The sequence below is a fragment of the Geotoga petraea genome (genome assembly GCF_900102615.1).
Classification (GTDB): Bacteria; Thermotogota; Thermotogae; order Petrotogales; family Petrotogaceae; genus Geotoga; species Geotoga petraea.
This window is the reverse complement of the sequence record NZ_FMYV01000006.1, coordinates 121,286-134,766: the sequence shown is the minus strand read 5'-3', so window position 1 is coordinate 134,766 and position 13,481 is coordinate 121,286. Positions and strand designations below refer to the sequence as shown.

The following is a 13,481-nucleotide window of genomic DNA, read 5'->3' as shown; positions in this document are numbered from 1 at the left end:
ACTCCTTTTATAATACTTATTTATTCTAATCTTTTATCATTTGTAACCCCGCCCATATACCAACAGCAGTTCCACCAATAGTAATTAATGGGTTAGATATCCCTATTCCTAAACTAATCAATTTTCCTACAGTATTTCCCAAAGAAGCTGCACCCGCTACAGTAGAAGTTTTAGCAAAAACATTATTTTCAGCTTGATGTCTATATTCTTGATATTTTTTATCATTTTCTTTTTGTTCTACTTTCATTGAATTTTCAAAACCTTTTACAGATGTATAATCACCATTAGAATTATAAGTATTATCACTTATAGCGTTATTCATTTTTAAACCTCCATTATTTATTTTATCTGGCCAGATATTTTTATTACTATAATTATACAGAAATCTATATGACATCAAAATTGAAAATGACCTTCGGAAAACCTTATCTATAAAAGGTTACGGATGTTACAAAATGAAATGTTGATCAATTAATTTTTTTGAACTTTGTGAAATCTATGTAATTACCTTGATATATAGATTAGCCATTTTGTTTCAAATCTGTGTCGAGAGTAAACTATTCTGAATATTGAGTTTCTGATTATTTATTTCAATTAACTTTTTTTTCAAACACTTGCTATAATATATGTAGTATTTTATTTGAAAGGAGAAGATTATGATTAATTTTTATACTGAATCAATTGATAAAAATTTGATTGAAGATTTTATATCTTTATACAAAGATTCTTTAATAGCGCCTATGGATGATATGTGGGAAAGTTTAACAGTAGAAAATTCAAAATTTTATTTGGTTTATTTAGAGAATAATAAGGTTGGTTATTATTCTCTTGATGATAATAACTATATTACACAGTTTTTTGTTTTGGATGAATTCATTGAATTTAACTATGATATTTTAGTTTATATCTTAAAAAAACATGGTATTAAAAATGGGTTTATTAGCACTTCTGATATTAAATCGTTGCCAGTTTTTTTAGATTTATCTAAAAATGTTAATGTGGATACTTATTTATATACAGATAATAAAAATATTGTTTTAAAAAAAACTTTTGATGATTTAGTGGTTAAAGTTGCAGATGATAATGACTTAAAGAGAGCTTTTGATTATGTTGAAAACTCTGTCAATCTAAAAGGTGATTGGCAATGGGATTATTTAAGAAATCTGGGTTTTATGCTTACCATAGAATTTTGGAAATAGAGTTTTAATCTTTTTGAATGTACTTTTTGTATCCAGGAAAAACATATGTCAATAAAAGAACCAAGTTTATAGCACAAACTAATATTATATAAGTTCTTGATGATATTCTGTCTAATAATATGCTTCCCATTAATATAGAAAATATAGAGGATATTTCTATTGCCATTACATTAAAATCTCCAATACGAGCCCTAACTTTATTATCTACATTCCTTTGATAATTAGAACTTATCAATACGCTGGAGGATATTACAAAGAATCCTATCATCAATATAAAAGGAGCTATTATTATAAAATGTAGTATTTTATTTTCTATATTCATGGATATTGTTATCCCTATCATAAACATACTTAAATTTATCAATAGATATGAAGAAACAAAGAATTTGAAACTCCCTAAATGTTTTCTGAAAAACAACAATAAAGTAGCCCCGATTAATGTTCCAAGAGTTGAAACACTTTTAAAAAAACCTATGTAAGAGTTATTAAATCCACCATCTCTTTGCAACATCAATGGTAAGAAAGTCGCTGTTATTGGTATTGAAAAACTAAATAAAATGACATTTGTAAGAGAAAAATACACTAATTTTTTTCTTTTGATTAAATAAGTTAAACCTTCTTTCAGCTCTTTATAAAAATTTATTTCTTTTAATTTTATTTTTTTATTTTTGAATTCATAATTTATAAAAAGCTCACTTATTCCGGATATTATAAAACTGATTCCATTTATAAAAAGTAAGTATTCTATTCCAAAAAAAGCAAATAACATAGCCCCTAAAGCGGGTCCAGAGATACTGGATAAATTATCTGAAATTGACATTAAAGAGTATGCCTTTTCATAATTATTTTCTTTGACTATTTCTGGAACCATAGCTCTACTCGCAGAAAGAAACAGAGAACTTATAAAAGATTGTATTATTAGATATATTATAATCAATGGTAATGATAAAATATCTTTTAAGGCAAGAAATCCAACTAATAAACACAACACTCCACTTAAAAGGTCTATAGATACCATTATATTTTTCTTATTATATTTATCTGCAATAACTGACACAAAAGGTTTTACAACAATATCGCTTATAGCTATAAATATCGTTGTAGAACCAAGCGCTGCTGCAGTTCCATACATTTTTAATATTAATAAAGGAAATCCTATTTCCTGTATTGAATCCCCCAATCTGGAAACAAATCTTCCGCTTAAATAAAGATAAAAGTTCTTGTTCATCTAATCCCTCCGAAAGAACCTGTTAGCTTTGTAAAACCTTGTATCTCGGAAATATAAAAAATAATATAATAAATAAGTATATAAAACCAAAAGAAAGAATATATACTACACTCCCTTTTGAATCGAGTAAAAATCCACCCACTATAACACTTAAAAGCATAGCTATTTGCATTGTTAAATATCTGAAAGATCCTATTCTCGCTCTCATTTCATTTGGTAAACTCCTTTGAAAAGCTGAATTCACTATAACGTTTGAAGAAAGCATAAAAAAACTATTTATAAATAAACATATAGATAATATAATGAATTTAAACAATTCATTTTGCATATTTATTCCAAGGGTTATTCCAAACAATATAAAAGAGATGGAGAAGATTATGAAAGAGACAACAAAACTTTTTTTGTTGTTAAAATTCTTTTTAATAAATATTATCATTGTGGCCCCTATTAAAGAGCCTGCTGTCATTACACTACTTGCAATACCTACATAATAATTTTCGAATCCATTTTCCTTGAAAAAAAATGCAAAATACTGGGAAATTGGTATGATTATAAAAAATGAATTTATCATTGATACAGATACAACGTATTTTATTTTTTTACTTTTTAACATATACACAAATCCATCTTTTATATTTTTTATATATTTAATTTTTAATATATTTTTTGTTTTTCCATTTTTATTGTAAGTATATTTTATAAGTATTTCAGTTACAGCTGATATTAAAAACGATATACCATTTATTAATAATAGTATTTTTATGCCTAAAAAACTATAAAGCATAGTTCCTATTATAGGGCCACTTATAGAAGAAATATTATTTATTAATGTCATATAAGAATATGCTTTTTCAAGTTTTTTGTCTTCTACTAACTCTGGCATTAAAGCATAACTTGCAGAATCAAATAATGTGCTCACAAATGACTGTATAACAAGATATATTATTATTATTGGCAAACTCAACATATCTTTATAAGCAACAAAAGCCATAATTAAGCAAAGTAATCCACTTACTATGTCTGTATTTATCATTAATTTTTTTCTATTTAAATTATCTGCTATAACTCCGAGAAAAGGTCTTATCATTATTTCTGTTATCATAATCACTGTTGTAGCCAAAGCCATTATTTTTGCTGAACCATATAAATCCAAGATCAACAAGGGGAAACCAATTATTTGAATAGAATCTCCAAATCCTGATGTGAATCTTCCCGCTATGTATATATAAAAATTTTTATTCATCTTTTCACCACCATAATCAAAATTAATTTTTAGGTATTGAATACCTATTTTATTTTTATTTCATAATTAACTTTGATTTATACCATGCTGGTTTATGTTAATCAATAAAACCCATTTGGTTTCCTCCTAAAATAATAATATTTTGGTTCATTTTTTCAGAAAATAAAATTCTTTATTAATCACATTTTTTAATTACTTTTATATTTTCTTTTTATCAAAATCTATTTTTTTTGCTTCACTTAAAGTTGCTTCTCTTACTATATTGAGCCCCAATTTCTTTTATTATTTTTAAGGTATTATAAGGCTCTTCATCTTTATACCTTGAATTATAATTCATTTAAAATCAACTCTTTTTCTTTAGAATTTTTCAATATATTTTTAACCTTGCCATCTTCTAATATGATTATTTCATCATATAAATCTATTAATTCTCGATTCAGTTTATGCTGAATATTCAAAAGAGTTAGATTTTTGTTATCTAATAATGATTTTTCTAATTCATATGCACTCTTAACATCAAATGCGGAAGTTATTTCATCAATAATCAAAAATTTTGATTTCTTTAAAAGAACTCTTGAAATATTTATCTTTTGTATTTCTCCTCCAGATAAATTACCTTCACTATCTTTAAAATCTTTGTCATTATATATATCATTTTCTATTCTTTGAAGATTCATTAATTCTATCATTTGGTTTAATCTATTTTGTTCATAATTTGAATATAAAAAAATATTTTCTTTTAATGTATCATTAAACATAAAAGGTTTTTGAAAAATAATTCCTATTTTTTCATAATAAGATTTATCTTCTATTTTTTTTAAAGGTCTTTTATTTACCAAAATATCCCCTGAGTAATTTCCATATATTTTAGATATTAACTTAAATAAAGTAGATTTACCACTTCCATTTTTACCGTAAATAAGATATTTTTTATTTTTCTCAAATTTAAGATTTATGTCTTTCAAAGCATGATTTTCATCATATTTAAAATTTAAGTTTTTTATTTCTATTTCTTCTATATCTTCATTCATATAAATTTTTGGTTCTTCATTCTCTATAATTTTAAATTCTTCAAATAAAGATGTTTTTACTTTTTTTATACTATTGAATATATTCAATTGATAGGAGATACTTATTACAGGGCCAACAAGCATTTCCGAAACCCCTACAGCTGCAAGAAGTCCTCCTGCAGTCATGAGATTTTTTGTTATTAAATAAACTCCAACTATTATTATAGATATGTAGTTGAAATAAGAAAAAAATCCTATAATTATTTGAGATTTCGAATTAGTATTTTCATATTTTTGCATTTTTTTATTTGAATCATTAGATAATTTTTTAGAATTATTTTTGAATTTTTCTTCTACATTGTTTGTTTTTATATTCAAAAAACCATTTATTATATCTCCAAGAGATATATTGTACCTTCTTAAACTATCTAAATATTCTTGTTTTTCATTATTAAGTTTATTTTTGAAAATTATAGGTATTAATAATGGAATTGCATTTGTAATTAATACCACTAATGCTATTAATGGATGTAGCCCAAATAGAGAAGTTGAATATATTATTATTGAGAATAAATTGAATAATATATCTATAAACTGTATATAATAATTATTTACTATTTCGTTTATATCGTTATTATATATTGAAATATACTCTTGATTTTTTCTTTTATGAAAAATATTAAAAGGTTTATATAGTAATCCTTCTGTTATTTTTTCTCTAATTGTATTAATTAGATCTTTTTTGTACGACGTCATGCTAAATTTCCTTAATAATTCTGCTATTAATATTCCTGCTATGGTTAAAACTAAACTAATTGTACTTTTTTTGATACTTTTAAAATCTAAATCAATTGCATGATTAAGCATATTTTTTGCTATAAATGGAATTCTTACATTTAATACCGCTACTGATATTGATACTGTGAGTATAAAAACGAATTTCATTTTCATTTTTTTATTCAATATTTTCATCTATTCACCTACTTATTTTTTTAAAATACTTCCACAAATATTATTTATATTTTCTCCTTTTTTTTTATATTTATTTTTAATTTTTTCAAAGTTATTGATATAAATGTTGTTGTATTTTTCAAATCCTAAATTAATTAATTTTTTATAATCCTCTAAATAAATATTTCCTAAATAAAATATTTCATCTATTAAAAGAGTACAGGGAGTAATATCACCAGTTTCAAGAACTGACCAACTCAAAGTACCTGCTTTGCAATTAAAAAAATTTTTTTTACTCAAATTTTTAGGACTATCAATATATGAAATGTTTATTATTCCTTTATATTTTTCTCTTAAAGAGAATAAATTATTTCTAATTAAATTAAAATCATAATTATTAAAGTTATCTTTATTGCTTTTTGCCCTGCCTATCATTAAAACTTCACCAAAAACTATATTTTTTATGCCAATCTTTATAGACAATTTAATAAAATTCTCTATTTCTTCAATATCATTGCTCTTTACTTGAGTTTGTATTGTAAGATTTTTATTATATCTTTGAATATATTGTATATTTTTTATAACTTTTTTAAAAGAATTTTTATTTCCAACAAAATAATTATGAGTTTTTTTAGAATAACCATATAATGTTAATTTTATATTATCAAATTTTTCGACCAATTTTGGACTTGGGTTATTTTTCCAATTTCCTGATGTTATTATAGAAAAATAAAAGTCATTATAATAATTATTAATTATTTCATCTAATTCTTCATACAAAAAAGGTTCTCCTCCAGAAAATTCGATTTCAGGAGTTTTATTTTTGATATAATTAAAAAAAGAAAATAATTTATTAATATCTATCTTTTTATTTTTTATACTATTAGAATATTTATAGCAATGTAAACAATTATGTAAACATTTATTTGTTAATGAAATTTGTATATTATAAGGAAAATATTTATTTTTTATACCAGAATATATAAGTTTTTTCCTTTTATTTTTTTTAAAAGAAATTTCTAATATTTCTTTCATTTCATCAATTACAATTTTTGAAAAAGTAAAATAATTAATGTTAAAATTATTTTTAGATACTTTATCTATAAGATCATCAAAATTATTATTCCCTTTTAAAATTTCGATAAAAATTAATGACTTTAATTCATTAAGCTTTAACCAACTATTTGCTTTGTTTATATACAAGAATTTACCATAAAAATGAATTTTATTTATATTTTTTAGATAGATATACATAAACCCCTTCATGAAAAAGGCAGTAATTATAATTACTGCCTTGAAATTTTTAAGGAATTACAGTTTGTTGGGTTTTTCTAGTTCCACAACCTCTGATTTCATAATTAGAACTCTTTTCGCTTTCAATAATTAGAATTTTCATAAATTCACCTACTTTCATTTTATTAGAGTATTAACTAAAATATCATCACCATTAATTTTTGAATTTTCATCATCATCTCCAGCGAATAATAAAATACCATTTAAAATTAAAATAATTATTATTAAAATAGATAGTGTTTTTTTCATTTTTTATCCTCCTCAATAACTATTTTTATGTCATTTATATTATTTTTTATTACATTTATATTTTAATAATACTCTTTTTTATATGATTTTCAACTCAGATAACAATAGATATAAATACTATTAATAAAGGATTTTTATTTTTTGAATTAAAAAATTTTTATTAGGTTTTTCAAGATATTTTTTATCAACATTAATTTATAAAGCCTTTGTTTAATTGATTAATAAATAATTATGTTATAATTGAATATAAATATTTTCATAATAATTTTGTAATTTATGAATAATTAATTTATTTTATTGTTTGTTAATTTTTAGTTTCTTTTTATTTTCTTTAATTTTAATAAAAGTTTCATAAAGGAGTCAAAATGTACATAAAAAAATTATTAAGAGTTTTGGATTATGGTCAATTTATAAAACCTTTTATTGATTATTTCCTCAATTTTTCAAACACAAATATATATGATGATGAAATAAAATACTTAAAAGCAATAAAATTAAAATGGAGTGGAAATTATAATGAAGCTTTGTTAAAAATTAATGATTCTTTATCAACAGTAAACAAAAAAAATATTTATTATCTTTTATTAATAGAAAAAATGGATGTTCTAACTAAATTATCTAAAAAAAATGAGATTAAAGATGTTTTTATTGAATTAAAAAAAGGAATCTCAAGAACTCCCAATTATGTTAGACCATTGATTATAGGGTCGTTAAATATCACAAGAGAGGTTTATTATGATTATATATCTTTAGAAGAGGTTAGAACCTGGAGTTATGAATATGATAAATTTCCAGTGGATAAAGCCTATATGTTTATGGCTGAAGCAAGAAAAAAGAGAAATGAAAAAAACTATATAGAATCTAAAAACCTTAATCTTGATGCTTTTTATATTTTAAAAGATGTTCCAAACCCTTCTGGAATAACTAAAGCTTTGAATAACATTTGTTGGTGGTTAAGATATGAAAACATTGAATTATCTTTAAAATTTACTTTCCCTTTATTATTTTATCTTGGTTATTATTTTGAAGATTTTCAAAGTAAGATTTTTAATACTTTTGATACCGTTTTAACCGTACAAAAAAGATCTAACTTGAACATTTTTTATGATAATATTTTTATTATTTCAAAAATTTACTCTAATCTAAATAATGATAAAAAAATTTATATAAAAAATAAATTCCCAGAATTAATAAAATATATAGATAATTATTATTTGTGTGATTCCCCTAAATACTACAAAAATACTAAAAATTTGAGAAACTTTCTAAAAGAATTTATTTTTGAAAAGAATTTTTCTATTGAAAATATGAACGTTTCTTCAAGAGCGATAAAAGATTTTTTATTAGAAAAAAGAGATAATATTCAATCGATAACTTTGAATAAAATTTTAAAAAATTTAGAGTTTGATTTTGATATTGATCTCCCGATAGAAGTAATTACTGAAATAAAAAAAGACTTTATAGACAATAAATTTAGAAAAAATGCCAAAAGATTTTTTTCTTTATCTAAAGAAAAACAATTTTTAGAACTTTTCATTTCTTACTTGAGTAATTATTATAGAAACGAAATCAATCTATTGCAGATAATAAAATATATAAATAAAGATAAATTGATAAAAGTAAACATCACTTATCCATTGAAACAATTGATCAATTTTATTTTTTATAAGTATAAAAATCCCATTCTATATTTAGAAAATGATTTTAAAATTAAGGGTCTTCGGATTTTATAGTGGAATTATCTTTTTAAAGTTTAAAAATAATTAGTGTTCAAATCGGAATATCTGGTGGAATACTAAGTGTCATAAATGTATCAATTAAATACGAGAGATACGTGAGAAAGTTAAAATAGTCTAACGAACAAGAGCTAAGAAAATTTATGGCACAATACATGGAAAAAGTGTGTGACATACTGGAAAACAGACCTTATTGTTATGACTTATACTGTATCGAGGTATTCGAATTATTGTATTTGTACCTATGTAGCAGATTAATTAAAGGACAGTCATTAATATAAGATATAGGAATTGACAACAATACTATTACACTATACAATGTAATTGTGAAATTGGTAATAAAAAGTATTATCGTTTTACTTAAATAAAAGGGAGGAATTTAAAATGAATTCAGCAAAAACTGATGTTCTAAAAGTGGAAGGTTTGGATTGCCCTTCATGTGCAACAACAGTTGAAAAAGCTTTGAAAAAATTAAAGGGAATTCAAAGTACAGAGGCTAACTTTTTTGCGGAAAAATTAACTGTAACTTATGATGATTCCAGAGTAACTCTTGACGACATTGCTGATAAATTAAAAAAAGTAGGTCACCCTGTAGTTAAATAACTCCAGTTTTTCCACTTAATGTTATCCCTTTAATTAACTTTTGAGTGGGGTTTAGTATTTAATTTATCTTTTCCTATCAAATGAATAAAAACATATCAATTTTTTTGATTACATTTTAAAAATGGAACATAAATAAGGGGGTGATATGCTCCCCCTAAAGTAGACACTTAATAAAATAAGTCTACTTTAGAGGGGATTTTTTTATGAATAGAAAAGTATATTCTGCAGATGTGTTAGAAAAATATATTCTGATGTTCATCAAAGATGGTATAAATTATCCAACTTTGGTAAAAGAGTATGGGTTATCGATACATAATACAATATTCTATCAATATGTTAATAAATATCGAAAGTATGGTTTAGAGGCCTTGAAACCTAGAAAATTAAATAATATATATTCTGAAGAATTTAAACAAAAGGTAGTTAATGCTTATTTAAATGATGAGGGATCTCTTCGAGATCTAACACTAAGATTCAATGTTCCTGCTGTATCAACTGTAAGTTATTGGATAATGAAGTATACTGAGGGTAAAAGTAGTAAGAGTTACAGTACGAAACCCGAGGTGTACACTATGAAAATGAGAAAAACAACGACCAGTGAGCGAATAGAAATTGTCAAGGATTGTTTATCCAATAACTTATCATATGTGCAAACAGCCAAAAAATATCAAGTATCTTATAATAACGTTTACTCATGGGTTCAAAAATATAAAAAACATGGAAGTGAAGGCCTAATAGATGGGCGAGGACGCCGAAAACCTTCTACGATTCAAACTGAAACTGAACAGTTACGTACAGAAATAGCTGCTTTAAAAGCTAAAAATGAGTACTTAAAAACAGAGAATGCGGTATTAAAAAAGCTCGAGGAGATAGAAAGAGGGTCGATATTAAAAGAGCACGATATGAAGCGGAATTTCAAACCATCTCCTGCCTCAAAGAAAAAGGATTCAAAATAACTCTTTTATGTCAGGTATTAGGGGTTAGTCGTGCTGGATATTATAAGTGGTTAAAACGAAAGCCGACGGCTGAGGAAATACGCTTAAATAATATCATGAAGACAATTATTGACGTGAATGAAGAAGTTAATGGTATATATGGATATAGGAGAATGACGATTTATTTAAATCACTATTGTGAGGAGAAAGCTAATCATAAATGTGTATACAGAGTAATGACTCATTTAGGTATAAAATCAGTTATTCGTAAGAAACGATACCACTATAAACCGCATAAACCACAAAATGTAGCTGAAAATGTGTTAAATCGCGAATTCAAAAAAATGTATAAAGCAAATGAAGTCCTGTTAACTGATGTAACAGAATTAAAATACAATAACCACTCTAAAGCCTATTTGAGTGCAGTTTTGGATTATGGTGAGAAGAAAATTATTGCGTGGAAATTAGGAATTTCCAATAACAACCACCTCGTAGCTGAAACATTTAAGCAAATTGAAGGTCAACTGTTACCAAATAAGACCTTGATACATAGTGATCGTGGTTATCAGTATACTTCCCATTGGTTCAAAGAATATATAAAGAGAAATGAGGTTATACAAAGTATGTCGAGACCAGGCTATTGTATTGATAACGGGCCTATGGAAAGTTTCTGGGGCATCCTTAAGGATGAATGTTATAGAAGAAAGCACTTTGAAACTTTTGAAGACCTAGAGGATGCTATTAATACTTACATTGAATTCTATAACTCAAAACGGGTTTCTTTGTCTATGGGGTTAAAGATACCAGTGAATACTAAATAGATAGTTTATTAGATTTTAAAATGACTAAAGTTGTTGCAGTTCGTTAAGTGATGACACTTTTGCCTTAGGATATATAATCGGGATGAATCCCGATTATATATCCTAAGGCAAAGAGACAAAAAATAGCTAACTGTAAAAAAATATTTGTATTTTGTAATTAAAAAAAGACTAGATAATTCTAGTCTCAAAAAAACTTATTTTTTTATCTGTCTACTTGACAGGGGTCAGTTCAGGGGAACACAGAAATGAATACAAGGTGGTATAAACACCCAAGGACAATACTGTTGATTATTGCCGCAACCGTCACAGCATTTACACTGATTGCAGAAATTGGATTCGGTCTACCTGAAATGTGGGCGATTATTTTATATAGTATTGCAATTGTTGTTGGAGGGATCTATCCAGCAAGAAGTGCATGGGTTGAATTAAGAAATGGAAGTCCCTCCATTAATACATTGCATATTGCGGCAGTAATTGGAGCTATTTATCTAGGATTATGGGGAGAAGCTGCGGGGCTTGTCGTTATTTTCTCTTTAGGTGAATTAATGGAATCATACGCATCAGATAAAGCCAGAAATGCAATTAGAGCATTAGTTGAATTAGCCCCTAGTGAAGCAACAGTCATTCGAAATGGTCGTCAAATGCGTATATTGACAGAACAAGTGGAAATCAGAGATATCGTTCTGGTACGTCCCGGAGAAAAAATACCAGTTGATGGTGTAGTCACTAAAGGTTCAACTACAGTTGATCAAGCTTCCATTACTGGAGAGTCAATACCTGTATCAAAACAATTAGGAGATGAGGTATTTGCTTCAACATTAAATGAACGTGGTGCATTGGAAATAGAAGTGACTAAACTTGCTCAAGATACAACCCTAGCCCAAATTATTAAATTAGTAGAGGGCGCACAAATGAAAAAAGGGAAAGGACAGCGGTTCAGTGAGAAATTTGGTGCCATTTACACGCCAGCCATGTTTGTATTAGCGATCATTGTGGCTATTGTACCTCCCCTTTTCTTTGGTCAACCTTTTGATGAATGGTTATATAGAGCTTTAGTGGTACTAGTCGTTTCTTGTTCTTGTGGATTAGTACTGTCTGTGCCAGTCGCAGTCGTTACTGGCATTGGAACGGCAGCTCGAAGTGGAGTAATGGTTAAAGGCGGTATTTATATAGAATCAGCTGGTAGTACTCAAGTTGTGGCATTTGATAAAACAGGAACCTTGACAGTTGGAAAGCCTTCGGTCACGGATCTTGTAACGGTATCAGACCTTTCAAATAAGCAATTATTGGAGATTGCTGGTGCGCTTGAAAAACAATCCGAACATCCTTTAGCTGATGCGATTATGGAAGAAACATTAAACAAAAAGATTACAATTCCAGATGTAGAAGAATTCGATTCACTTACAGGTCGTGGGGCAAAAGGTAAGATTAACGGAAATAATTACTACATTGGAAATCCACGCTTGTTTAACGAATTAAAAGTAAACATAAATAAAGACCACGTCATGCAAATTGAAAAGCTGCAAGGACAAGGGAAAACTGTCATGCTCTTAGGAACTGCCAATGAAGTACTTGGGATGATTGCAGTAGCTGATAGACCCAAAGAAAATGCAAAACAAGCTATTCAAAGTTTGAAAGAAGCTGGTGTGAAAAAGGTTGTTATGCTAACAGGTGATAATAGACTAACAGGTGAAGCAATTGGTAAAGAACTTGGCGTTGATGAAGTAAGAGCAGAACTCCTTCCAGAAGATAAGATTAACGCAGTGAAAGAATTGCAAAAACAGTATGGGCAGGTAGCGATGGTAGGAGATGGTGTAAATGATGCACCAGCACTGGCTCAGGCTGATGTAGGTATTGCAATGGGAGTTCAAGGAACAGACGTTGCACTAGAGACAGCAGATATTGCTTTAATGCAGGATAATTTAGATCAACTAGTATATACACTAAAATTAAGTAAAAAGACAGTTTCTAAAATAGACCAAAATATTGCTATTTCGTTAGCGATAGTTGCGTTCCTTGTTGTGACTGCCTTGATCGGAGTCATGCCTCTTACATTAGGTTTAATTATAAATGAAGGAAGTGCCTTGATTATCATTGCAAACGCAATGTTCCTTCGTAGATATCAATGGAAAAAAGAAGGTATAAGAACTAAAAACAATGCAAGTGATATTCCATTGACTAATGTAGAATAATCCAAAGAACTATGTGTAAAA

At 26.5% G+C, this 13,481-nt stretch carries 12 protein-coding genes; 6 read left to right on the top strand and 6 right to left on the bottom strand.

The window, feature by feature from the left end; translation table 11 throughout:
- Positions 1-25: 25 nt before the first annotated feature.
- Complete coding sequence (locus BLS00_RS08160) at positions 26-322, bottom strand: hypothetical protein (protein ID WP_091404681.1); 297 nt, start codon at positions 320-322, stop codon at positions 26-28.
- A 334-nt stretch (positions 323-656) separates the two neighbouring features.
- On the opposite strand from BLS00_RS08160, the gene BLS00_RS08155 reads away from it, so the two are divergent.
- Entirely contained in the window at positions 657-1,199 is a 543-nt protein-coding gene (locus BLS00_RS08155) for a hypothetical protein (RefSeq protein ID WP_091404679.1), read from the top strand.
- Between the two features lie 4 nt (positions 1,200-1,203).
- Here BLS00_RS08155 and BLS00_RS08150 read toward each other — a convergent pair whose 3' ends face one another.
- From BLS00_RS08150 to BLS00_RS10835, 5 genes are all read right to left on the bottom strand, one after another.
- A complete protein-coding gene (locus BLS00_RS08150) occupies positions 1,204-2,427 on the bottom strand; it encodes an MFS transporter (protein ID WP_091404677.1) in 1,224 nt (407 codons plus the stop codon).
- 22 nt (positions 2,428-2,449) lie between these two features.
- Positions 2,450-3,670 carry an MFS transporter gene (locus BLS00_RS08145; RefSeq protein WP_091404674.1) on the bottom strand — a complete coding sequence of 407 codons (1,221 nt, stop codon included), beginning with the start codon at positions 3,668-3,670 and terminating at the stop codon, positions 2,450-2,452.
- Between the two features lie 326 nt (positions 3,671-3,996).
- Complete coding sequence (locus BLS00_RS08140; RefSeq protein ID WP_091404673.1) at positions 3,997-5,652, bottom strand: ATP-binding cassette domain-containing protein; 1,656 nt, start codon at positions 5,650-5,652, stop codon at positions 3,997-3,999.
- 12 nt (positions 5,653-5,664) lie between these two features.
- Entirely contained in the window at positions 5,665-6,885 is a 1,221-nt protein-coding gene (locus tag BLS00_RS08135) for a radical SAM/SPASM domain-containing protein (protein ID WP_176759876.1), read from the bottom strand.
- A 156-nt stretch (positions 6,886-7,041) separates the two neighbouring features.
- A complete protein-coding gene (locus BLS00_RS10835; protein WP_259699996.1) occupies positions 7,042-7,173 on the bottom strand; it encodes a hypothetical protein in 132 nt (43 codons plus the stop codon).
- 365 nt (positions 7,174-7,538) lie between these two features.
- On the opposite strand from BLS00_RS10835, the gene BLS00_RS08130 reads away from it, so the two are divergent.
- From BLS00_RS08130 to BLS00_RS08110, 5 genes are all read left to right on the top strand, one after another.
- Positions 7,539-8,906: a hypothetical protein gene (locus BLS00_RS08130; RefSeq protein ID WP_091404668.1), complete on the top strand. Its 1,368-nt coding sequence runs from the start codon at positions 7,539-7,541 to the stop codon at positions 8,904-8,906.
- 387 nt (positions 8,907-9,293) lie between these two features.
- Entirely contained in the window at positions 9,294-9,512 is a 219-nt protein-coding gene (locus BLS00_RS08125; protein ID WP_010731340.1) for a heavy-metal-associated domain-containing protein, read from the top strand.
- 203 nt (positions 9,513-9,715) lie between these two features.
- Complete coding sequence (locus BLS00_RS08120; protein WP_091404665.1) at positions 9,716-10,468, top strand: helix-turn-helix domain-containing protein; 753 nt, start codon at positions 9,716-9,718, stop codon at positions 10,466-10,468.
- Entirely contained in the window at positions 10,363-11,268 is a 906-nt protein-coding gene (locus tag BLS00_RS08115; RefSeq protein ID WP_109606641.1) for an IS3 family transposase, read from the top strand. The genes BLS00_RS08120 and BLS00_RS08115 overlap by 106 nt, the downstream gene beginning before the upstream one ends.
- Before the next feature lie 245 nt (positions 11,269-11,513).
- Entirely contained in the window at positions 11,514-13,460 is a 1,947-nt protein-coding gene (locus BLS00_RS08110; protein ID WP_091404662.1) for a heavy metal translocating P-type ATPase, read from the top strand.
- Positions 13,461-13,481: the final 21 nt, after the last annotated feature.

What these genes read in the sequence shown, in the direction of transcription:
- BLS00_RS08160 (WP_091404681.1), bottom strand. Translation starts at nt 322, where the DNA reads ATGAATAACGCTATAAGTGATAATACTTATAATTCTAATGGTGATTAT.
- BLS00_RS08155 (WP_091404679.1), top strand. Translation starts at nt 657, where the DNA reads ATGATTAATTTTTATACTGAATCAATTGATAAAAATTTGATTGAAGAT.
- BLS00_RS08150 (WP_091404677.1), bottom strand. Translation starts at nt 2,427, where the DNA reads ATGAACAAGAACTTTTATCTTTATTTAAGCGGAAGATTTGTTTCCAGA.
- BLS00_RS08145 (WP_091404674.1), bottom strand. Translation starts at nt 3,670, where the DNA reads ATGAATAAAAATTTTTATATATACATAGCGGGAAGATTCACATCAGGA.
- BLS00_RS08140 (WP_091404673.1), bottom strand. Translation starts at nt 5,652, where the DNA reads ATGAAAATATTGAATAAAAAAATGAAAATGAAATTCGTTTTTATACTC.
- BLS00_RS08135 (WP_176759876.1), bottom strand. Translation starts at nt 6,885, where the DNA reads ATGTATATCTATCTAAAAAATATAAATAAAATTCATTTTTATGGTAAA.
- BLS00_RS10835 (WP_259699996.1), bottom strand. Translation starts at nt 7,173, where the DNA reads ATGAAAAAAACACTATCTATTTTAATAATAATTATTTTAATTTTAAAT.
- BLS00_RS08130 (WP_091404668.1), top strand. Translation starts at nt 7,539, where the DNA reads ATGTACATAAAAAAATTATTAAGAGTTTTGGATTATGGTCAATTTATA.
- BLS00_RS08125 (WP_010731340.1), top strand. Translation starts at nt 9,294, where the DNA reads ATGAATTCAGCAAAAACTGATGTTCTAAAAGTGGAAGGTTTGGATTGC.
- BLS00_RS08120 (WP_091404665.1), top strand. Translation starts at nt 9,716, where the DNA reads ATGAATAGAAAAGTATATTCTGCAGATGTGTTAGAAAAATATATTCTG.
- BLS00_RS08110 (WP_091404662.1), top strand. Translation starts at nt 11,514, where the DNA reads ATGAATACAAGGTGGTATAAACACCCAAGGACAATACTGTTGATTATT.